Here is a 21029-nt window from a genome sequence, read left to right on the forward strand (position 1 = left end):
CGCACCGATGCGCCGCCGCCTGCCCCGCAGGGCCGCGACGCCCAGCAGCGCCCGCGTCCGCAACAGCAGCCGGCCGCCAATCCGCTGGAGTCGCTGTCGCTCGACATCGGCCGGCTGATGGACCGCACGCTTGCGGCCGAGATGTGGGATCGCTACCAGCGCGGCGAGAACAAGGCGTTCTCCAAGCGCCTCTACACGCCGGCCGGCCAGAAGGCCTTCGATGAGGTGGCTCGCAAGTACCGCGCCGACCGCGGCTTCAAGCAGACGGTCGACCGCTACATCGCGGAGTTCGAGCGCCTGCTCGATGAAGTCGCCCGCGACGGCCGCGGCCAGCAGGAGCTGGCTAGCCACCTGACCTCGGAGACCGGGCTGGTCTACACCCTGCTCGCGCACGCTGCGGGACGGCTGGGATAAGCTTGGCGAGCGGCGAGTAGCAATAGCAAACGAAAAAACGGAGACCGAAAGGTCTCCGTTTTGGTTTGGGCTAACTGATCCACGGCCTGCGCATCTGCGATAGCCTGCTGGCGCCAACCATCGTCATTGCGAGCGGAGCGAAGCAATCCATTTCGCCGCTTGCGGAGCAATGGATTGCTTCGTCGCTAGCGCTCCTCGCAATGACGATGCGGACAACGTTCGCCCTTCACCATTCGTCCGTCACGTCACTGCCGTCGCCGCGGGCCCGCCGGTGCAGCCGCGGGAGCCGGCGCCGGCTCGGGTGCGGCGTTGTTGCTGCCGCCGAAGATCACCCGGCTCGGGTTGCGGTCGAAATTGTTCACGGCGCGGCTGATGTCGGACAACGTGCGGCGACCGTCGTTGATCAGGAGATTGGACCGCTTGTCGACGTTATCGGCGAGCTCGCGGATCGACTTCACCATCAGGTTCAGCTCGCTGCCGTTGTTGCCGCCGGCGATCGCGTTGAGGCCCAGCATCAGATTGTCGGCCTTGGCCATCACGCCGTCGACCTTGACCATGACGTTGTCGATCTTCTCCGAATTGCGCGCCAGCGCCTGGGTGAAGACCTCGAGATTCTTCAGCGAGTTCTTCACCGACTGCTGATTGTCGGCGACGATGCGGTTGACGTTCTGCAGGGTGGCGCGGATCGCCTCGGTGACGTCCTGCAGCGCATTGGGATCGGCGGTCAGAACCGGGATGCCGTCCTCATCCAGCGGCACCGGCGGGGCGGCCTCCTCGCCGCCCTTGAGCGAGATCGCGGCGACGCCGGTGAGGCCTTGGAATTCGAGACCGACCAGGGTGTCCTTGCGGAGCGGTGCGTTGTTCTCGATCATCGCCAGCGCAACCACGCGTCGCGGGTTGTCGAGCTTGACCGAGACCACCTCCCCTATCCGGATACCGTTAAAATTGACATTGCCGCCGTTGCGCAGGCCCGATGCCGGCCCCTCGAAGATCACCCGCAGCGGGCTGCGCTGCTTGGTGGTGTGCAGGCTCTGGAACCACAGCACGAAGCCGAACGCAGCGGCGATCACCGCCAGCGTGAAAGCCCCGATCAAGACGTAGTTCGCCCGCGTTTCCATCAGTTACTCGCGTTCATCACTCTGGGCCCTCGCGCAGCCGGCCTGCGTTCGAGCCCATCGAATTTCCTGTTGGCGCATGATCTCGTCCGAAAACCGGTCTCCTCGTTTCGGGATCATGGGCTAGGCCACAACGGCACGGGCGCGCTTGCCGTTGAAATATTGCTGCAGCCAGGGATGCTGCGATGCCTTCATGTCGGCGATCGATCCTGCAGCAATGATCTTACCGTTCCCTAAAACGGCGATACGGTCGCACGCGGTGTAAAGACTGTCGAGATCGTGGGTTACCATGAAAACGGTCAGCCCCAAAGTGCGCTGCAGGGTGCGCACCAGCTCGTCGAAATCGCCGGCGCCGATCGGATCGAGGCCCGACGTGGGCTCATCGAGAAACACGAGCTCGGGATCGAGCGCGAGAGCGCGCGCCAGCGCGACGCGCTTGATCATGCCGCCGGACAATTCCGACGGATAGCGATCGGCGACTTCGGGCTTGAGGCCGACCATCACGAGCTTCGCCACCATGATCTCGTCGAGCAGCCGCTGCGAGACGCGCAGATATTCGCGCGCCGGAAACTGGATGTTCTGGCGCACCGTGAGCGAGGAGAACAGCGCGCCCTGCTGGAACAGGATGCCCCAGCGCCGCTCGACGGCGCGGCGCTGCGACGAGCTCGCGGCGTCGAGATCGACGCCGAACACTTCGATGCGGCCGGAAACTTTCGGCACCAGGCCGATGATGGTGCGCGTCAGCACCGACTTGCCGGCGCCCGAGGGGCCGACGAAGCCGAGAATCTCGCCGCGCTTGACGTCGAGGTCGAGGCTGTCGAGCACGCGCGTGTTGCCGAATTGAACGGTAACGTCGCGGACCCGGATGATGGCGTCGATGTCCTGCTCCGCCATGATCACATCCCGATCGAGGCGAAGAAGATCGCGAACACGCCGTCCATCACGATCACGAAGAAGATCCCCTTCACCACCGATGCGGTGGTGTGCTGTCCGAGCGATTCCGCCGAACCCTGTACCGCCAGCCCTTCGACGCAGGCGACGATGCCGATCACCGCCGCCATCACAGGCGCCTTGACCATGCCGACGATGAAATGGTCGATCGATATGGCATCACGAAGGCGAAGCAGGAAGGCCTCCGGATCGACGCCGCCATAGAGCCACGCCACCAGGCCGCCGCCATAGAGCGCGGCCATCGCGCCGAGGAAGGCCAGGATCGGCAGCGCCAGCACCAGCGCCAGCATGCGCGGCAGGATCAGGACCTCGATCGGATCGAACCCCATGGTGCGCAGCGCGTCGATCTCCTCGCGCATCTTCATGGAGCCGAGCTCGGCGGTATAGGCCGAACCGGAGCGGCCCGCGACCATGATCGCGACCAGGAGCACGCCGATCTCGCGCAGCACCAGCACGCCCAGCATGTCGACGACGAAGATGTCGGCGCCGAACCTGCGGAAGTGGAAGATGCCCTGCTGCGAGATGATGCAGCCGATCAGGAAGGTGATCAGCACCACGATCGGCACCGCCCGCAAGCAGACCTGCTCGAGGTGATGCACCGTCGAGGTGAAGCGGAAGCTGCGCGGATGGACCAGCACCTTGGCGGCCGCGGCCAGCACGGCGCCGAGCATATCCACGAGGCCGATGATGGTGCCGCTGATCCCGGCCACGGTGCGCCCGATCTGCTCGAGCATGACCGAGATCAACAGCGGTTCGCTCGCGGCCTTGGGCGCAGGGCCGACACGGCGGACCTCGTCGACCAGGCTGGAATAATTGGCTGAGAGGCCCGCGATCTCGGCTTCCGCGCTGGCATCGCTGAGGCTGCGGCGCAGCCGCTCGATCAGCCACGCGCCGAACGTGTCGAGGCTCGCGACCTGCGACACGTCGATGAAGATGTGGGGACGGCTGCCGCGCAGCTTCTCGGCGTCGGAGACGATCCGCTCGAGCGCGGGTGCAAAGCGGGCCGTCCAGTTGCCCGCCGCGCACAACGCCAGTCCTTCGCCTTGGGCTATCCGCTCCAGTGTCGGGTCGCCGCTCACCTTTTGCCTACCCCTCAAGCCGGCTGGCCGCCGCTCACGCAGATCTCCGGCGACGCCGGATCGGCTTGTCGAATCTGTCACTAACCAGCCATAGTTGGTTGCGCGTCGCAAGCTACGGTTCAGGAAATAGTAGACTTTAAAATGACTTCCACCCCTCCCGGAGCGATTTCCTTGACCGGTCGCATCGAGCACTGGCCGATCGCTGGGACCTTCACGATCAGCCGCGGTGCCAAGACCGAGGCCGTCGTCGTGGTCGCCGAGGTGAGCCAGGGCGGCCTCATTGGCCGCGGTGAATGCGTGCCCTACCCGCGCTACGGCGAAACGCCCGAGGCGACGCTGCGGGCGATCCAGGCAATGCAGGAGGCGCTCGCCGACGGCATGGACCGCATTGCCCTGCAGGCCCGGATGCCTGCCGGCGCCGCCCGCAATGCGCTGGATTGCGCGCTGGCGGATCTGGAGGCCAAACGCGCCGCCCAGCGGATCTGGAACCTGCTCGGCCGGCCCGCGCCGGAACCCCGCACCACCGCCTATACGATTTCGCTCGGGACATCAGAGGCGATGGCGGAGGCCACCGCCAAGGCTGCCCATCGCGCACTGCTCAAGATCAAGCTCGGCGGCGATGGCGACGGCGCGCGGATCGCCGCCGTGCGCAAAGCGGCGCCGGCCTCCGAGCTGATCGTCGACGCCAACGAGGCCTGGACCGAACACAATCTCGCCGCCAACCTCGCGGCCTGTGCCGATGCCGGCGTCACGCTGATCGAGCAGCCGCTGCCGGCGGGCAAGGACGAAGCGCTGGCGCGGATCAAGCGCCCGGTTGCGGTCTGCGCCGACGAGAGCGTGCATGACCGCGCCTCGCTCCAGGGCCTGCGTGGCCGCTATGACGCCGTCAACATCAAGCTCGACAAGACCGGCGGACTGACCGAAGCGCTCGCGATGGCGGATGCCGCCCGCGCGCTCGGCTTCGAGATCATGATCGGCTGCATGGTCGCGACCTCGCTTGCGATGGCGCCGGCGATGCTGATCGCGCAAGCCGCGCGCTTCGTCGATCTCGACGGCCCGCTGCTGCTGGCCAGGGATCGCGACAACGGCCTGCGCTATGACGGCAGCCTGGTCTATCCGCCCGACGCCGCGCTCTGGGGATAATGGACGCTTTTATTTGACGCGTTTTGCTAGAACGCGATGGGTATTGGTTCGGCTCGCCGCGGTTTCGGTTCACCTCTCCCCGTCGGGGAGAGGTCGGATTGCGAAGCAATCCGGGTGAGGGCTCTTGCTCTCTCGATAGACCATACCCCCTCACCCGACTTGCTGCGCAAGTCGACCTCTCCCCGTCGGGGAGAGGTGAACGTGCGACGCCGTTCGAGCTTAGCCCTGTCTCATCGCGCTAGCGCGAACCGGTGCCCACTTCGCTCGAAAACGCTATGAAGCGGCTCCGCGCCAACCACATCACGAGCCCGCCTGTCGCCGCCATCGCGGCCATCATGTCGTAGACGCCGAGGCCGAAGCGCGCATAGACCATGCCGCTGACGATCGCCGTGGTGCTCGCGACGATGCCGCCGCAGGCGGTGAGATAGCCCTGCGCGCGCGCCATCACATGAACCGGCACGTGATGCACCATCAGGCCCATGATCCCGACCTGCGTCAGGCCGAAGCTCAGCCCGTGTCCGAGCTGGACCGCGGCAAGCACCGCAAGCGGCGGATCCTGCGCGGTGATCGCCCAGCGCGCCGCGGCGCTGGCGGCCGCGATCATCACCAGCGTCGTCGACCGTAGCGTGAAGCGCGGCGACAGCGCAAACAGCACGATCTCGGCGATCACGCCGAGCACCCAGAGGCAAGCAATCGTCAGGCCGCTGAAACCGGCCTGCCGCCAGGCAATCGATGCAAAGATGTAGTAGGCGCCGTGGCTGCCCTGGATCAGTGCCGAGGACACGATGATGGCGAGGAAGGCGGGATCGCGCAGCAGCTTTCGTGCACCACCGGTCGATGCCGCGTTGCCCGCCGGACGGCCGAGCGGCCGCAGCATCAGCGCGACCACCGCACTCAGCACCGTCATGGTGGTGATGATCCAGATCAGATCGACCTCCGCGACATAACGGAGCGAGAACCCGCAGACGAGTGCGCAGACCGCGAACGCGGCCGAGCCCCAGAGCCGCAACGGTCCGTAGCTGAGGCCGTATTGCCTGACGCCGCGCAGCGCATAGGCGTCGGTGAGCGGGATCGTCGGCGTCCAGACGCAGCAGGTCAGCGCATAGACCGCAAGCACCAGGAACGGCTGGTGCTGGGTGCCGATCAGGACAAAGCCCAGCGCCGTGGCAAAGCTGGTGGCAACGATCGCGCCGCGCAGCATCTGTCGGTGTTCCGCCGCGGCGGTGACCAGCGGCAGCACGGTGAAGCGCGTCACCGGCGGCACCGCGGTGATGATGCCTATCCAGGTGGCATCGATGCCGATCGCCTTCAGCCACACCGTGAAGAACGGCAGGTGGACCCCGGTCACGCCGAACAGCGTGGCATAGAATGCCGCGAGGCTGCGCGCGAATCGCCGCGATGCAACTTTTGCTGCAATGGGGATTTGTGATTCGGAAGACATCAATTCAATTGCGATTCGCGCGATATCGTGGTGATCGTTAGCGTAACGCGCAGTGATTTGCGCGGAGAGATTGTGATGGCCGAAGAAGCATTCGCCCTGTCGCCGATATCCGCCCGCGCGGCCCTGCCGAGCGAGGAGGACTATGCTGCGATCAGCGCGGCTTTCATGGAAACCTCGCGCGGCCGCTGGTTCCTCGGCGAATACGCCAAGCGCAACCGCAACGCCGACACCCGCATGGTGCTCGACGCCGTGGCGCGGATCGAGGAGAGCCTCAGCGCGCAGCGGCAAGCCGCCGCAGCGGCCATCAGGGACGAGCAGCTGGCGCAGGCGCTGGCCGCCCTCCGTGGCGCGATCGAAGCGGCCCAGGCGTCCGCCATCGCCTCGCTCGACAACCTCAGCTTCGAGCACACCCTCGCGCCGGTGCGCAAGGGCGTGCGGGTGATTCGGGAAATCTCCTGGCGGCTGCGCGAGATCGGCAATGACGGCCGGATCTGCGACATCATCGATTCGCAGGCCAGCGCGATCGAGGCCGGCGCCGCGCAGGTCTCGTTGGACGATGCCAAGGCCGTGCTGGATGCCGGCTTCGCGGCGCTCTCCCGCCGGCTCAGCGAGTTCGATCCGGACAAGGCCACGCCCGTGGCCGCACCCGATGTGGCCGAGGCTCCGGTTGCGGAACCACCCGCAGCGGCCCCCTCGCCGCCACAGCCGGCTGCAAACGCTCCGGCCGAAAGCGCGACCCCCGATGCCACGATCGCGGCTGCGCCGTCAGCGCCGCCCAAGGAGGCCGCTGCGACGCCCACTGCTGAACCTGCTCCGGCCGCAATGCCGGAACCGAGCGAAGCATGGATCAAGGCTGAAGCCGCACTGGCCGAGGCCGAAGCCGCAGAGCTTGCCCGCGTCACCGACGAGGCAGCCGCCGACGCCCAGGACGAGGCAGTGCTCGACCTCATCGCGATGGAGATGGGCGCGCCCGACCCGATCGACGAAGAGGCGATCGCAGAAGAAATGCGCGCCGCCGAGGAGATGCGCGTTGCCGAGGCGATGGCTGCCGAACCCGAAATGGTTGCACCCGCAATTCAGCCCGAGCCTACGCCGGCGCCCGAGCTGAAGGTGGAGATCAAGGTCGAGCAGCCAATGCTCGCTGCGGCAGCGCCGATTGCCGAGACTACGGCGGTTGCCGAAGCGCCGGCCCCCGCACCGGCGCCTCTCCCGCCGGCCGTCGAGGCGGCCCCTGCTCCCGCAGCAGAAATCTCGCTCGGCTCGACCATCATCGCCAGCGGCCTCCTGAAGAAGCCGAGCGTCGCGGCCAACGATCCGCTCGCGCCGATCCGCCGCATGAGCCAGGCCGAGAAGATCGCGTTCTTCTCGTAAGGGCCGTCTTCAAGGCCCGCGCACGACAAGTGGTATGCGCCGAGCGCTCCGTGACCCAGCTCACGTACCGCGGCTGCATCTGCGCCTAGCCTCTCCGCGACCGGTCCTGCACCGGGTCAGCTCGGGAGCGCGCCATGATCCGCCTGAAATCCATGATGATATCGGCCGCATTGCTCGGCCTGTTGAGCCTCGGCGCGCCCGGCACTGGATTTGCCGAGACCGCTAACATCACCGTCGGCAACGCAGCGCAGACGTCGGCACAATCCGCCGATCAAGCCGCTTCGCCGGCGACGTCTGCTGCGGCGACACCAGGTACGCTGCGCGGCCCCGAGCAGCGCGTTGCGCTCGTGATCGGCAATGCGAACTATGAGAGCGCACCGAAGCTCGCCAATCCCGACAACGATGCGCAATCGATGGCCGAGCTGTTGAACTCGGCCGGCTTCGAGGTGATCTCCGCAACCGACCTCAGGCAGCGCGACATGATGAGAGTGCTGCAGGACTTTTCCGACAAGGTCGCCGCGCGCGGCCCCAACACCGTCGCGATGATCTATTACGCCGGCCACGGCGTGCAGCTCGCCGGCGAGAACTATCTGATTCCGGTCGACGCGAAGATCGCTGCGCCCTCCGACCTCGACGGCAATGCGGTGCGCCTCGTCGACGTGATGGGCACGCTCGAGAACATCCCGAGCCGGATGCGCATCGTGGTGCTCGACGCCTGCCGCAACAACCCGTTTCCGAACGTCAACGATGCCGGCCGCGGCCTTGCCGTCGTCGACGCGCCGAGCGGCTCGATCGTCGGCTATTCGACCGCGCCCGGCATGGAGGCGCAGGACGGCAACAACGGCCACAGCCCCTACACCAACGCCTTCCTCCGCCTGGCGCGCGAGCCCAATCTGCCGATCGAGCAGCTGTTCAAGCGTGTTCGCCTCGAGGTCAACTCGACGACCGACGGCCGCCAGACGCCGTGGGAAAGCTCGTCGCTGACCTCCGATTTCTACTTCTTCGGCGACACGGCCGTTGCCTCGGCCCGTGCGCCTGCGAACGGCCCGGTCGTGCAGATGGCCTCGAACCTGCCGAACCGCTCGGTGCGGCAGGCCTATGACTTCGTGCTGTCGGAAGGCCGGCCGGATTATTATGAGGAGTTCATCCGGCTCTACCCGCGCGATCCGCTCTGCGACCGCATCCGCTTCCTGCTGACCAACTGGCTGCAGGTCGCGGCCTGGCACAAGGCGGTGCTTGCCAACACGCCGTTCGCCTACAAGACCTTCCACGACAATTTCGCTGGCAGCCCCTACGCGCAGCAGGCCTTGAAGTTGCAGGCGCAGCCGAAAGTCGTGCCGTTGATGCAGTTCACGCGGCTATCAAATCATCAGGCATTCCAGCCGATCAATGCAGGCACGCAAAGCGCGATCAGCAAGATCGTGACCATGCCCGCGCCCGGAGCGAAGCTGGTCGGGATGACGAACTCAATCGGCAAAGGCAAGATCGCGAGCCTTCCCGCGGCGAATGCCGGCAAGATTACGTCGAACCCGATCATGAAGGGCAACGGCAGGCAGCATGTCCGCGCCGAGCGGCAGAGCACGCCAGTCAACCGGATGAGATCAGGCGGCGGCCAGACCGCCTTCCATTCCGGCTCATCAGGTTCGCGCGTCGGCGGAATGGGCGGCGGCCATGGTGGCGGCTTCAGGCACTGATCCGCAACGGAAAGAAACTGGGGCAGAGCGATGATCGCCCTGCCCCCGCTTCTTTTCAAAAAGTGCCGGCGTCAGGCGACGAGCTTCGCGAACAGGTCGGCGTCGACATTGCCGCCCGAAAGCACGATGACGACGTTCTTGCCCTTGGCGTCGATCCGTCCTGCCAGCAGCGCGGCGAGCCCGATCGCGCCGCCGGGCTCGACCACGAGCTTCAGCTCGCGATAGGCGAAGGCCACGGCAGCACCGACCTCGTCGTCGGAGGCGCTGACGCCATTCGCGAGCAGCTTGCTGTTGATGGCAAAGGTGAGCTCACCCGGCATCATCGCCATCAGCGCATCGCAGATGGTGCGCGCCGCGACCGGATGCGCCTCGCGATGGCCGACCTTGAGGGACAAGGCGTGATCGTCATAGCCCGCGGGCTCGGCGACGATCACCTGGGCCTGCGGATATTTCGCCTTCACCGCGGTGGCAACGCCGGCGATCAATCCGCCGCCTGAGGCCGGCGCCACGACGATGTCGGGCGTGAGCCCGAGCGCGGCCATGTCCTCGGCGATCTCGCGGCCGGCGGTGCCCTGGCCCGCGATCACCAAGGGATCATCATAGGGAGGCACCAAGGTCGCGCCGCGCTTGCTGGCGATGCCGCTGGCGATCGCCGCACGGTCGTCGCGATCGCGATCGTAGAGCACGACCTCGGCGCCATAGGATTTGGTCCGCTCACGCTTGGTGAGCGGCGAGTCCGCGGGCATCACGATGGTCGCCTGCATGTTCAGGATCTTGGCCGCTGCGGCAACGCCCTGGGCGTGATTGCCCGAGGAGAACGCGACGACGCCACCGCTCCGCTTGTCCTGCGGAATCGAGGCGAGCTTGTTGAAGGCGCCGCGGAACTTGAACGATCCGGTCCGCTGCAGCATCTCGGGCTTGAGAAAGACCTTGGTGCCGACACGTTCGTTGAGAACGGGGAAGGTCAGGAGCGGCGTGCGCACCGCGAACGGCGCGACCACCCTTGCGGCGGCATCGATGTCCGCGGCAGCGACGGGTGGATTTAAAGTGGTGTCCGTCATCCGCAGTTTGTATCGCGGCGGAGCGCAGCCCGGCAAGACGCTTTAGCGTGAGTTTGTCTAGTGCGAGGTCGGCTGGGTGGCCGGCAGGGCCGCAAAATGGTGCTCTTCGGCACCGAATTCGATCGCCTCCCCCTCGCCGTCGGGCGCCGCGGGACGAACATTCATGCAGCGGTCGATGAACACCCGGGCCGACGCCTGCCAGGTGTGGAGCGCGGCGAACTCGACGCAGGCCTGCCGCGGGATGCTGAGCGCCTCGAGGCAAGCGTGGTGCAGATCCTCGTCGAGAACCGCGACCGGCGCGGAGCCGATCACGTCGCGGGGACCGGTGACTGGAAAAGCGGCAACCGGGAGGCCGCTCGCCAATGCCTCGAGCAGCACGAGGCCGAAGGTGTCGGTCCGGCTCGGGAAAACGAACACATCGGCTGCGGCATAGATTTCAGCCAATTCTTCCCCATGACGAGCGCCGAGGAACACGGCTTCCGGATATTTCCGCTCCAGCGCCGCCCGCGCCGGTCCATCGCCGACCACGACCTTGGTGCCGGGCAGATCGAGATCGAGGAATGCCTCGAGATTCTTCTCCACCGCCACCCGGCCGACGCTGAGGTAGACCGGCTGCGGCAGGCAGAGGTCGACATCGCGCGGATGGAACAGCGCGGTATCGACGCCGCGCGACCACAGCACCACGTTGCGGAAGCCGCGCTGGCGCAGCTCGGCCGCCAACGCCGGAGTGGCGGCCATCACCGCCCGGCTCGGCCGATGGAACCAGCGCAGCGCCCGCCACACCCAGGCCTCGGGGACGGGCGTCCGTGCCGAGACGTATTCCGGAAAGCGGGTGTGGAAGCTCGTCGTGAACGGCAGGCCGTGTCGGCGACAATAACGCCGGACCGAAAGCCCGATCGGGCCTTCGGTCGCGATGTGGATGCTGTCGGGCTTGGCCGCCTCGATCAGGCTTGCGACCTTGGCCTGGTACGGCAGCGCCAGCCTGAGATCGCGATAGCTCGGCATCGCGAAGGTGCGGAACTCGTCCGGCGTCAGGAAGCTCACTTCGACGCCGAGTGATGTTGCCGCCTGCGCCATCATGGTCAGCGTGCGGACAACCCCGTTGACCTGGGGATGCCACGCATCGGTCGCGACCAGGATATGCGTCATGCAGCGCGTGCCGTCACTCGCGGAACTGGCGCAATCCGGCGCACCGGATCGGTCCAGGTGATGATCTCGAAGCTGCCGTCCTCATGCTCGGCGAGCGCGGTACAGCTCTCGACCCAGTCGCCGCAATTCATGTAGCGGATGCCGTGCTCGTCATGAATCGTCGCATAGTGGATGTGGCCGCAGATCACGCCGTCGCAGCCGTGACGCCGCGCCTCGCCGGCAAGCGTCGCCTCGAACGCGCCGATATAGTTCACCGCCTTCTTGACCTTCAGCTTGGCCCATTGCGACAGCGACCAGTAGGGAACGCCGAACATCTTGCGGAAGAAGTTGACGAACCTGTTCATCTGGATCGCGAAGTCGTAGGCCTTGTCGCCGAGATGGGCGAGCCAGCGCGCGTTCTGCACCACGAGATCGAAGATGTCGCCGTGGATCACGAGGTAGCGCTTGCCATCGGCGCCGGTGTGGACGGTGTTCTCCACCACATCGATGCCGCCGAAATGCGTACCGTAATATTTGCGCAGGAACTCGTCGTGGTTGCCCGGGACGTAGATCACCTTGGCGCCCTTGCGCGCCTTGCGAAGCATCTTCTGCACGAAATCGTTGTGAGTCTGCGGCCAGTACCAGTTCGACTTCAGCGCCCAGCCGTCGACGATATCACCAACCAGGTAGATCGTGTCGGCATCGTGAGAGCGGAGGAAGTCCAGCAGGCGGTCGGCTTGCGAACCGCGGGCTCCGAGATGGACATCGGAGATAAACAAAGTGCGAAAGTGCCGCTCGGGACTTTCTTCACTCAAGGAGTCGCTTCCCATGCCTGTGCACCTAACAGATTCCTGTGACAAGGCGATGACGATCCCCGCGACCCAAGGCCCCACAAACGTTAACGAGAATCAGCAGTACGCCCCTCCAATGCGGATAACAGCGGCGTGCGACAATCTGGCGACATGCGGCTGTCGCTTCTGTGTGGAACAGGCGTTATGTCGCACGCAGATCGCGGCAGAGCAGATCCGTCATTGCGAGGAGCGAAGCGACGAAGCAATCCATCTTTCCGCGTGTGAGGAGCAATGGATTGCTTCGCTCCGCTCGCAATGACGATCTTGGCGATGTCTGCGCGATCCGACGACTAATAATATTTGTGGAAGTGATGCACTGGGCCATGACCGTGGCCGACGGTGAAGCGATCGGCGGCGGCGATCGCAGCAGTGATCCACGCCTTGGCGTTGCGAACGGCGGTCTCCATCGCCTCGCCCTTCGCGAGCCCTGCCGCGATCGCCGACGACAGCGAGCAGCCGGTGCCATGGGTGTTTGATGTGGCGATGCGCGGTGCCGCGAGCGCGATGCTGCGCTCGCCATCGATCAGATAGTCGATGCTGTCCGCGCCGTGGCCGTGACCGCCCTTGACCAGCACCGCGCGACATCCCATCGCCAGCAATCGCCTGCCCTGTCGCGCGACGTCGGCCTCGTTCGAGGCGACCGGTTCGTTCAAGAGCGCCGCCGCTTCCGGCAGGTTCGGCATGATCAGCGACGCCAGCGGAAACAGTTTGGTCCTCAACGCATCGACGGCCTCGGCGGCAAGCAGCCGATCGCCTGACGTTGCAACCATCACCGGGTCGAGCACGATATGGCGCGGCACCCAGCGCTTCAGCCCATCGGCGATCGCAGCGATCGTCTCGGCCTGCGCCACCATGCCGATCTTGACCGCATCGACCTTGAGGTCGGAGAACACCGCATCCATCTGGGCAGTGACGAATGACGCCGGCACCGGATGGATGCCGCTGACCCCGGTGGTGTTCTGTGCGGTCAGCGCGGTGATGGCGGAGGCGCCATAGACCCCGAGCGCGGCAAAGCTCTTGAGGTCGGCCTGGATGCCCGCTCCTCCAGAGGAATCCGAGCCGGCAATGGTGAGCGCAACCGGCGTCATCTTGCAGCACCGGCGATCGGCAGGAATGAGACCGTCACGATTGAGACCATAGGCCTGTCCTAGCCCGGCCGCCCATCGGCGGCAAGTTCGCCTGACTTTACCGCGAGTTGGCCCCCTCTTGCCCCCTTGCGTCGGCTGCCGGTTTTTGGCCTATAGTCGCGGAAATCCCCGGGAGACGACTTTGATGGTTCCTTTCTTCGTCCAGATCAAATGCAAACTCGGCCAGTCCTACACCGTCGCCAACGCGCTGGCGGAAGCCGAGATTGCGTCCGAGATCTATTCCACCGCGGGCAATTACGATCTCCTGGTCAAGTTCTACGTCGACCACGACACCGACATCGGCCATTTCATCAACGAGAAGGTTCAGGTGATCCCGGGCATCCAGGACACCCTCACCATCATCACCTTCAAGGCGTTCGGCGCGAAATAGCGCATGATCCGGAAAAGCGCGAAGCGGTTTCGCTCGGGACAAACGCGAAACACGTTTGCGCGGAGATCATGCTCAAACAATGAGGCGCCCGCTAGGATTGCTTCTCCTTCTTCAGCGGTTTCGGTGGTCCCTCGACCGGCGGCAGCGACTTGATGTACTCGGCGATCGCGTCGCGATCGGTCGACGAGAGCTGCGAGGTGTTGCGGATCACGCCCACCATCGATCCGCCGGCGCTATCGCCGTCCGGCGTCTGTCCGCTCTCGAGGAAATAGGCGACATCCTTCACGCTCCAGTCCGAGAGCCCCCTCGGTGTGATGTTCGGCACCCAGCCCTCGCCCTCCGGATTCGAGCAGCCCGCGAAGCGCTGCGAGCTGACGATGCCGCCGAGGAAATTCCGCGGGCTGTGACACTCGGCGCAATGGCCGAGGCTGTTGACGAGATAGGCGCCGCGATACCAATGCGCCGAGCGGCTGGCATCGGCGACGAACGGCTTGCCGTCCATGAACAGGAATTTCCAGACGCCGACATTACGCCTGATGTCGAAGGGAAACGGCACGTCGTGGTCGCGCACCTTGCCGGCGACCGGCGGCAGGGTCTTCAGATAGGCGAACAGGTCGCGCACATCGTTGACCCTGGCGTGCTGATAGGAGGTATAGGGAAACGCCGGAAAATAGTGCGTCCCCGACGGCGAGGTGCCCTTCATGACCGCGGTGACGAAATCGGCCTCGCTCCAGCGGCCGATGCCGTCGTTCGGGTCGGGCGAGATGTTCGGCGCGTAGAAGGTGCCGAACGGCGACGGTATCGCGAGCCCGCCGCCGAGCCTGGTGCGGTCATCCTGCTTCGGCACGGCATGACAGGAGGAACATCCCCCGGCATTGAACGTTGTGAGCCCGTTGGCCAGATTGGGCTGGTAGGCCGGCAGCGCGCTCGCAGCAACGGTCGCGGGGATCGTCAGCCACCAGTACACGCCGAAGCCGATCAGGCCGCCGAGGCCGGCCAGGGGAAGAATTCGTCGCAACATTCACCGATCCGTCATTGGTCGCTTCAGCGTATCAACCAGTATGATGACAAGCACTCGTACAAGCTCTCATCAAATTTGCCGCACCTCACGATCATTTTGGGAATAAATCGCCGAAGCGGCTGTTGAAGACTGCAACCGTCCTGTGACGTAAAAGGGGAGAGAAACCATGCCAAACAAGACCTTGCTTGCCACGCTGACACTCGGCGCCGCCATCGCCCTCGCCGGTCCGGCCTTCGCCGAGAAGCTCCACGCCAAGCTGGACGGCAAGTCCGAAGTACCCGCAAACACCAGCGCCGGCACGGGCACTGCCGACATCGACTACGATGCCGCCAGCAAGAAGCTGACCTGGAAACTGACCTATTCCGGCCTCTCGGGCCCCGCCACTGCCGCGCATTTCCACGGCCCGGCCGAGGCAGGCAAGAATTCCGGTGTCGCAGTCGCGATCCCGAACGCGACCTCGAGCCCGGTCGAAGGCAGCGCAACGCTGACCGACGCGCAGGCCGCCGACCTGCTCGCCGGCAAGTACTATGTCAACGTCCACACCGCGGCCAACCCGGGTGGCGAGATCCGCGGCCAGGTGACCAAGTAAGCCACGAACGCAGGCCGACAAAAGACAGGGCGGATGCCGCGGCATCCGCCCTGTCTTCAACTTGCCGGGCTTTTCGCGTCTGCGGCCGCTGGCAAGGACGGCGCCCCGCGCGGTATCACTTCAGCTTGACGCGATACACCTCGTGACAGTCCGTGCAACGGTCGTTGATCGACTTGAAGGCAACCTTGAGGCCATCGAGATCCTTGATCTTGCCCTTGACGTCCGCGATGGCCTTGGACACCGGAGGCACCTTGGAGTCGAAATCAGCCTTGTTCTTCCAGATTTTCGGCGACGATCCGTAGGTCGCATCTTTGACATCTTCTTTGGGATTCGTCGCAAACACCGTCGGGATCTTCGGCACGCTCGCTTCAAGGTCGGCAATCGCCGCGTCGACCGCCGCCTGGTCGTAGGGGATATCGCCCTTCACCATCTTGCCGATCACATTGTACATGCTCTTCGCCTGCCCCCGCATCAGGTTGTCCTGCTCCACGGCAATCTTCTGATCGGCCATCACGGCACCGGCGCCGAGCAGCAGGCCTCCCACAACAGCAACAACGACAATCCGTTTCATCGGTGAATTCTCCGTCCTGCAAGCGTTTTGGAAACGACGCCGTGACTCGCGCGCGGGAGTCACGGCTTCTCGATAGGAACCCGAGTCCGAGGTTTTATTCCCGCGCGGATTCCCGTTACAGATTATGGCGGCGCTGCGCCTCGCGGATCGCGATCCAGACCCGCTCCGGCGTAGCCGGCATGTCGATGTGGTCGATCCCGTATTCGCGATGCAGTCCCTCGACGATCGCGTTGACGACCGCCGGGCACGAGCCGATCGCGCCGGCCTCGCCCGCGCCCTTGACGCCGAGCGGGTTGGTCGCGCACGGCACGTTGTGGGTCTCGAACACGAAGGACGGCCCGTCGGCGGCGCGCGGCATCGCATAGTCCATGAAGGTGCCGGTGACGAGCTGACCGTCGGTCGGGCTGTACACCGCCTGCTCCATCAGCGCCTGCCCGATGCCCTGCATCGCGCCGCCATGAACCTGGCCCGCGAGCATCAGCGGATTGAGCGTGACACCGAAATCGTCGACGATGACGTAGTTGACGATCTTGATGATGCCGGTGGCGGGATCGATCTCGACTTCGGCGAGATGCGTTCCGTTCGGATAGGTGCCGTCGGCGCTGGCGAAGGTCGCGCTCGCATTCATCTTCGAGGTATCGCCGCCGGGACGCTTGGCGAGATCGGCAAAGCTGACCGAGCGGTCGGTGCCGGCGATGCGGATGCGGCCGTCGGCGATCTCGAGGTCGCCGGCTCCGGCTTCCAGCGCCTGCGCGGCGAGCTCCTTCAGCTTGTTGCCGAGTTCATGCGTCGCCCGCTGCACGCTGACGCCGCCGGACGGGATCGATGCCGAGCCGCCGGTGCCGAGGCCGGTCGCGATCTTGTCGGTGTCGCCCTGCAGCACGTGGACGCGCTCGGGCGGCACGCCGAACTGCTCGGCGACGATCTGCGCATAAGCGGTCTGGTGGCCCTGCCCGCTCGACTGGGTGCCGATCAGGATCGAGATGTCGCCATTGGGATCGAGCGCCACATTGGCGGTCTCCTCGCCCATGGTGCCGCAGACCTCGACATAACTCGCCATGCCGATGCCCCGCACCAGGCCGTCCTTCTTGGCGGCCTTGGCGCGCTTCGGAAACTCCTTCCAGTTGGCGATCTCCATCGCGCGCTTCATGTGCGCGACGAAGTCGCCGGAGTCGTAGACCTTGCCGGTCGCGGTCGTGTAGGGCAGCGACTTCGGCGGGATGAAGTTCTTCCGCCGGATGGCGTCCGGCGTCATGCCGAGTTTTCGCGCGGCAGCATCCACAAGCCGTTCGATGACGTAGGCGGCCTCCGGGCGGCCGGCGCCGCGATAGGCATCGACCGGCACCGTGTTGGTGAACACGGTGCGGACGCGGCAATGGAAGGCCTGGATGTCATAGAGCCCCGGCAGCATGCCGGCGCCGCCATGCGGGATGTAGGGCGCGAAGGTCGAGAGATAGGCGCCCATGTCGCCCATCAGGTCGACATCCATGCCGAGGAATTTGCCGTCCTCGGCGAGCGCCATCTTCGCGGTGGTGAGATTGTCGCGGCCCTGCGCATCGCCCATGAAATGGTCGGAGCGCTCGGCGGTCCACCTGACGCTCTTCTTGAGCTTGCGCGCCGCAACCGAGATCAGCGCATATTCGCGATAGGGAAACAGCTTGGTGCCGAAGCCGCCGCCGACATCCGGGCAGATCACCCGCATGTTCTCCTTCGGCATCTTCAGGATCATGTCGCAGAGGATCTCGCGCAGGCGGTGGCTGCCCTGGCTGCCGATCGTCAGCGTCAGATGATCCTTCTTGGCGTCGTATTCGGCGACCGCGGCGCGTGTCTCCATGAAATTGGTGATGACGCGCGGATTGACGATGGTGATCTCAGCCACCGCATGCGCCTTGGCGAACGCGGCCTCTGCGGCGCCCTTGTCGCCGATCGAGACGTCGAACAGCAGATTGCCGGGCTTGTCCGGCCAAACCTGCGGCGCGTCCTTCTTCACCGCGTTGACGAGACCCGCCACCGCCGGCAGCGGCGTCCATTTGACATCGATCGCCTCGATCGCATCACGGGCGTGATCGACGGTATCGGCGACCACGAAGGCGACGGCGTCGCCGACATGGCGCACTTCATCCTTGGCGAGGATCGGATAAGGCGGCGCGATGAACGGATCGGTTTCGAGATTGAACAGGCACGGCAGGCCGCCGAGTTCGGCGACATCGGCCGCGGTCAGGATCAGCGCCACGCCGGGCATGCCGCGGGCCTTGCCGGCATCGATCGTGTAGGTCGCATGCGCATGCGGCGAGCGCAGCATCAGCGCGTGCAATGCGGGAGACGGTGCGACGTCGTCGGTATAGCGGCCCTTGCCGCGAATCAGAGCGTCATCCTCCTTGCGCCGCACACTTTGTCCGACGCCGAATTTGATGGGAGCTGCCATCGTCTCTCCAATTGCCTTGGTTGTTTGTACGCATATTGGCGTGGTTGTCAGCGAAGCGCAAACGCCTTTCTGGGGGCGTTTTGCCCCTTGCGGAGCGGGCCTCGATCACTATAGCGGGATCGGCCGGAACGGCCTTGGCTCGATCGTCTGCCGGTAAAGCTCAATCGCCCGGCTGGCCTCCTCCATCCGATCCGTTTCCATAAGCCCACCGGCGTAACCCATCCGCGTCACGAGGTGCGATGTCGCGAAGATCCAGTACTGAGACATCAGCGGGTTGATGAACAGATCGCTGCCGCTGGTGCGATTGGTGGCATGATAGTTTCCGAACTCACCGCGCACGGCGCTTGCGATCGAATTACAAACGATGCTCGGATGCGCGGGCTGGCGTTGGTTGGCATAGTCGACCAGATCGAGAAACGCCGCTCCTTCGGGCGTTCCAGACGATAGTGAAAGCGCACCGAGAAAACCCCCGTCCCGTGTCAATTGGGCGACGTTCTCAAGGAACGCATGGTGCGAGACGCCATGGAAATGATCAATCCCGAAGCCAATCGCGGCGAGAACCGCCCGCCCTTCGGTGGCGCTCTGCGCAGCGACAATCGATACGGCATCCTCAATGATGGTGCCAAGTCCAGGCTCGTCGCCGAAAATAATGCTGTCCGTGCCACCATCGACCAGCACCACCAGATCAATCTGATGTTGCTCGACGATCCAGCGGTAGGTGGCTGCAAGCGGCCGAACGCCGCTCTTGGCAAAAGCGTAGATCGGTACAGCGCGCCCGCGCGTCGCAAGCCACTCCGCCAGCCATTTTTCAGGAAAGTATGGAATCTCGGCAGAGCTCCGATCGACCCGCCACGTGGTCGGATTGATGCGCTCGCCACCGCAAAGCCAGAGATTGGTGAACGAAAAATTCCCGAAGACGACCTGCTTGCGCCGCGACCAGAGGTGTTCCGCGATCGGCACACCACCGAACAGGTCGAAGCCTCCGCCGCAGCCTGCGACGAGGACGTTGGTTGCCTGCTCCAGGCGATCGAGAAATGGGATCATGTGACGCAGCCGAAAGCTTCCGAGCATGCCTGCCGTTGCCGCATTCGGGCATCATTCCAAGCATTTGACAAGATTAAAGAAATCTATACGCGCCGCAGGGCGAACAGCCAGCCCCGGCCGAACAGCGTGAGGATCAACAGGGCGTAGACGAAGATGCCGACCGCAACCAGCAGCAGCAGGATCAGCTCGTCGCGCAAGATCTGCATCGGCGCGAACCACACATAGGCGAAATGCGACGTCAGCCACAGCGCGAGCGCAAGCAGCACGCCGCACAGTGCGAAGGTGCCGAACGAGCGGATCAGCGCGCGATCGAGCTCGAGATAGCCGCGGCGGATGGCGAACATCAGCACCAGCAGCAGATTGACCCAGGCCCCGACCGCGGTCGCGAGCGCGAGCCCGACCTGGGCCAGCGTGCCGACCAGCGCGATCTTCAGCGCGACGTTGATCGCGACCCCGGTCAGCGCCGCCTTGACCGGCGTTGCGGTATCCTTGCGAGCATAGAAGGTCGCAACCGCGCTTCGGATCATCACGAAGGGAATGAGGCCAACTGCATAGGCCGCGAGCGTGGCGCCGGCGCTTGCGGCATCGGCCTTCGAGAACGCGCCGCGGGCAAACATCGCGCGCATGATCGGATCGGCAACGGTCAGGAACGCCGCCACGAACGGCACCGAGAACAGCAGCGTGAAATCGAAGGCGCGGCGCTGCGCGGCCATGGCGCCGGCGTGATCGTCGGCGGTCAGGCGCCGCGACATCTCCGGCAGCAGCACGGTGCCGATCGCGATCCCGATCACGCCGATCGGCAATTGATTGAGACGGTCCGCATAATAGAGCGCCGACAGCGCGCCGGCCGGCAGGAAGGTCGCGATGATGGTGTCGGCGAACAGCGCAACCTGCGTGCCCATCGAGCCCAGCGTCGCCGGCCCCAGTGCGCGGAAGAAGGCGCGGACGTCCTCGTCGAGCCTCAAGGGCGCGAATCGCGGCAGGCCGCCGTGACGCGCGAGGTCGCCGGCGAGCAGGACAAATTGCAGGAAGCCCGAGATCAGCACGCCCCAGGCCGCGGCGTGGCCGGCGCTCGGGAAGAACGCCGCCAGCGCCAGCGTCATCATCATGGCGAGGTTGAGGAAGATCGGCGCTGCGGCTGCGCTGGCGAAGCGATGCATCACGTTGAGCATGCCGCCGTAGAGCGTCACCAGCGTGATCAGCAGCAGATAGGGAAAGGTGATCCGCGTCAGCTCGATCGCGAGCTTGCGCTGCGCGGCGTCTTCGGTGAAGCCCGGCGCAAGGAGGCTCATCGCCTGCGGCATGAACGCCATCGCCACGACAAGCAGAATCACCTGCGAGGCGAACAGCAGCGTGAAGATGCGGTCGGCGAACAGCCGCGCCGACGCTTCACCGCGCTCGCCATGGACATGCGCATAGGCCGGCACGAAGGCGGCGTTGAAGGCGCCTTCGGCAAAGATCGCGCGGAAATGATTGGGCAGCCGCAGCGCCACGAAGAACGCGTCGGCGACCGGTCCGGCACCGAGGATCGCCGCGAGCATGATGTCGCGCGCGAACCCGGTGACCCGCGATAGCAGGGTATAGCCGCCGACGGTGAAGATGCGCCCAAGCAT

19 protein-coding genes are annotated in these 21029 nt (G+C 65.2%); 6 read left to right on the plus strand and 13 right to left on the minus strand.

What is annotated here, in order from left to right; genetic code table 11:
• Positions 1-414 (plus strand): hypothetical protein (locus tag H8A92_RS24185; RefSeq protein ID WP_229198088.1); only part of this gene is annotated, 414 nt, incomplete at its 5' end.
• 245 nt (positions 415-659) lie between these two features.
• Here the strand turns inward: H8A92_RS24185 and H8A92_RS24190 are convergent.
• The 3 genes from H8A92_RS24190 to H8A92_RS24200 form a co-directional block, all read right to left on the minus strand.
• A complete protein-coding gene (locus tag H8A92_RS24190; protein ID WP_229198089.1) occupies positions 660-1532 on the minus strand; it encodes an MlaD family protein in 873 nt (290 codons plus the stop codon).
• 120 nt (positions 1533-1652) lie between these two features.
• Positions 1653-2423, minus strand: a complete 771-nt coding sequence (locus H8A92_RS24195; RefSeq protein WP_229198090.1) for an ABC transporter ATP-binding protein — start codon at positions 2421-2423, stop codon at positions 1653-1655.
• 2 nt (positions 2424-2425) lie between these two features.
• A complete protein-coding gene (locus H8A92_RS24200; RefSeq protein ID WP_229198091.1) occupies positions 2426-3559 on the minus strand; it encodes an MlaE family ABC transporter permease in 1134 nt (377 codons plus the stop codon).
• A gap of 141 nt (positions 3560-3700) precedes the next feature.
• Here H8A92_RS24200 and dgcA point away from each other — a divergent pair, with 141 nt between their 5' ends.
• The gene (gene dgcA / locus H8A92_RS24205; protein WP_229198092.1) at positions 3701-4702 is read left to right on the plus strand and encodes an N-acetyl-D-Glu racemase DgcA; all 1002 of its coding nucleotides are present in this window, start codon (positions 3701-3703) and stop codon (positions 4700-4702) included.
• A 238-nt stretch (positions 4703-4940) separates the two neighbouring features.
• Here dgcA and H8A92_RS24210 read toward each other — a convergent pair whose 3' ends face one another.
• On the minus strand, positions 4941-6143 hold the full coding sequence (locus tag H8A92_RS24210) for an MFS transporter (RefSeq protein ID WP_229198093.1): 1203 nt from the start codon (positions 6141-6143) through the stop codon (positions 4941-4943).
• A 75-nt stretch (positions 6144-6218) separates the two neighbouring features.
• Between H8A92_RS24210 and H8A92_RS24215 the strand changes: the two genes are divergently transcribed.
• Entirely contained in the window at positions 6219-7514 is a 1296-nt protein-coding gene (locus H8A92_RS24215) for a hypothetical protein (protein WP_229198094.1), read from the plus strand.
• A 134-nt stretch (positions 7515-7648) separates the two neighbouring features.
• Positions 7649-9208 (plus strand): caspase family protein, encoded by a 1560-nt coding sequence (locus tag H8A92_RS24220; RefSeq protein ID WP_229198095.1) that lies wholly within the window; start codon positions 7649-7651, stop codon positions 9206-9208.
• 71 nt (positions 9209-9279) lie between these two features.
• On the opposite strand, the gene H8A92_RS24225 is transcribed toward H8A92_RS24220, so the two are convergent.
• The 4 genes from H8A92_RS24225 to thiD form a co-directional block, all read right to left on the minus strand.
• Positions 9280-10269, minus strand: a complete 990-nt coding sequence (locus H8A92_RS24225) for a threonine/serine dehydratase family protein (RefSeq protein WP_229198096.1) — start codon at positions 10267-10269, stop codon at positions 9280-9282.
• Positions 10270-10326: 57 nt separating this feature from the next.
• Positions 10327-11418 (minus strand): glycosyltransferase family 4 protein, encoded by a 1092-nt coding sequence (locus H8A92_RS24230; protein ID WP_229198097.1) that lies wholly within the window; start codon positions 11416-11418, stop codon positions 10327-10329.
• Positions 11415-12227, minus strand: coding sequence for a UDP-2,3-diacylglucosamine diphosphatase (locus H8A92_RS24235; protein ID WP_029085332.1), 813 nt, complete (start codon positions 12225-12227; stop codon positions 11415-11417). Before H8A92_RS24235 ends, H8A92_RS24230 begins: the two co-directional genes overlap by 4 nt.
• A gap of 311 nt (positions 12228-12538) precedes the next feature.
• Positions 12539-13336 (minus strand): bifunctional hydroxymethylpyrimidine kinase/phosphomethylpyrimidine kinase, encoded by a 798-nt coding sequence (gene thiD, locus H8A92_RS24240; protein WP_229198098.1) that lies wholly within the window; start codon positions 13334-13336, stop codon positions 12539-12541.
• A 184-nt stretch (positions 13337-13520) separates the two neighbouring features.
• Here thiD and H8A92_RS24245 point away from each other — a divergent pair, with 184 nt between their 5' ends.
• Positions 13521-13766, plus strand: a complete 246-nt coding sequence (locus H8A92_RS24245; protein ID WP_016845986.1) for an Lrp/AsnC ligand binding domain-containing protein — start codon at positions 13521-13523, stop codon at positions 13764-13766.
• Between the two features lie 91 nt (positions 13767-13857).
• On the opposite strand, the gene H8A92_RS24250 is transcribed toward H8A92_RS24245, so the two are convergent.
• A complete protein-coding gene (locus H8A92_RS24250; protein ID WP_229198099.1) occupies positions 13858-14787 on the minus strand; it encodes a c-type cytochrome in 930 nt (309 codons plus the stop codon).
• Positions 14788-14953: 166 nt separating this feature from the next.
• Between H8A92_RS24250 and H8A92_RS24255 the strand changes: the two genes are divergently transcribed.
• Positions 14954-15376 carry a CHRD domain-containing protein gene (locus H8A92_RS24255; RefSeq protein ID WP_229198100.1) on the plus strand — a complete coding sequence of 141 codons (423 nt, stop codon included), beginning with the start codon at positions 14954-14956 and terminating at the stop codon, positions 15374-15376.
• 115 nt (positions 15377-15491) lie between these two features.
• Here the strand turns inward: H8A92_RS24255 and H8A92_RS24260 are convergent, their stop codons facing one another.
• The 4 genes from H8A92_RS24260 to murJ all read right to left on the minus strand — a co-directional run bounded on the left by H8A92_RS24260 (position 15492) and on the right by murJ (position 21029).
• On the minus strand, positions 15492-16010 hold the full coding sequence (locus H8A92_RS24260; RefSeq protein WP_229198101.1) for a cytochrome c: 519 nt from the start codon (positions 16008-16010) through the stop codon (positions 15492-15494).
• Positions 16011-16062: 52 nt separating this feature from the next.
• Positions 16063-18372 (minus strand): xanthine dehydrogenase family protein molybdopterin-binding subunit, encoded by a 2310-nt coding sequence (locus tag H8A92_RS24265; RefSeq protein WP_229198102.1) that lies wholly within the window; start codon positions 18370-18372, stop codon positions 16063-16065.
• A gap of 108 nt (positions 18373-18480) precedes the next feature.
• Entirely contained in the window at positions 18481-19416 is a 936-nt protein-coding gene (locus tag H8A92_RS24270; protein ID WP_229198103.1) for a DUF1152 domain-containing protein, read from the minus strand.
• Between the two features lie 83 nt (positions 19417-19499).
• A complete protein-coding gene (gene murJ, locus H8A92_RS24275; protein WP_229198104.1) occupies positions 19500-21029 on the minus strand; it encodes a murein biosynthesis integral membrane protein MurJ in 1530 nt (509 codons plus the stop codon).

Source organism: Bradyrhizobium acaciae (assembly GCF_020889785.1).
Taxonomy (GTDB): domain Bacteria; phylum Pseudomonadota; class Alphaproteobacteria; order Rhizobiales; family Xanthobacteraceae; genus Bradyrhizobium; species Bradyrhizobium acaciae.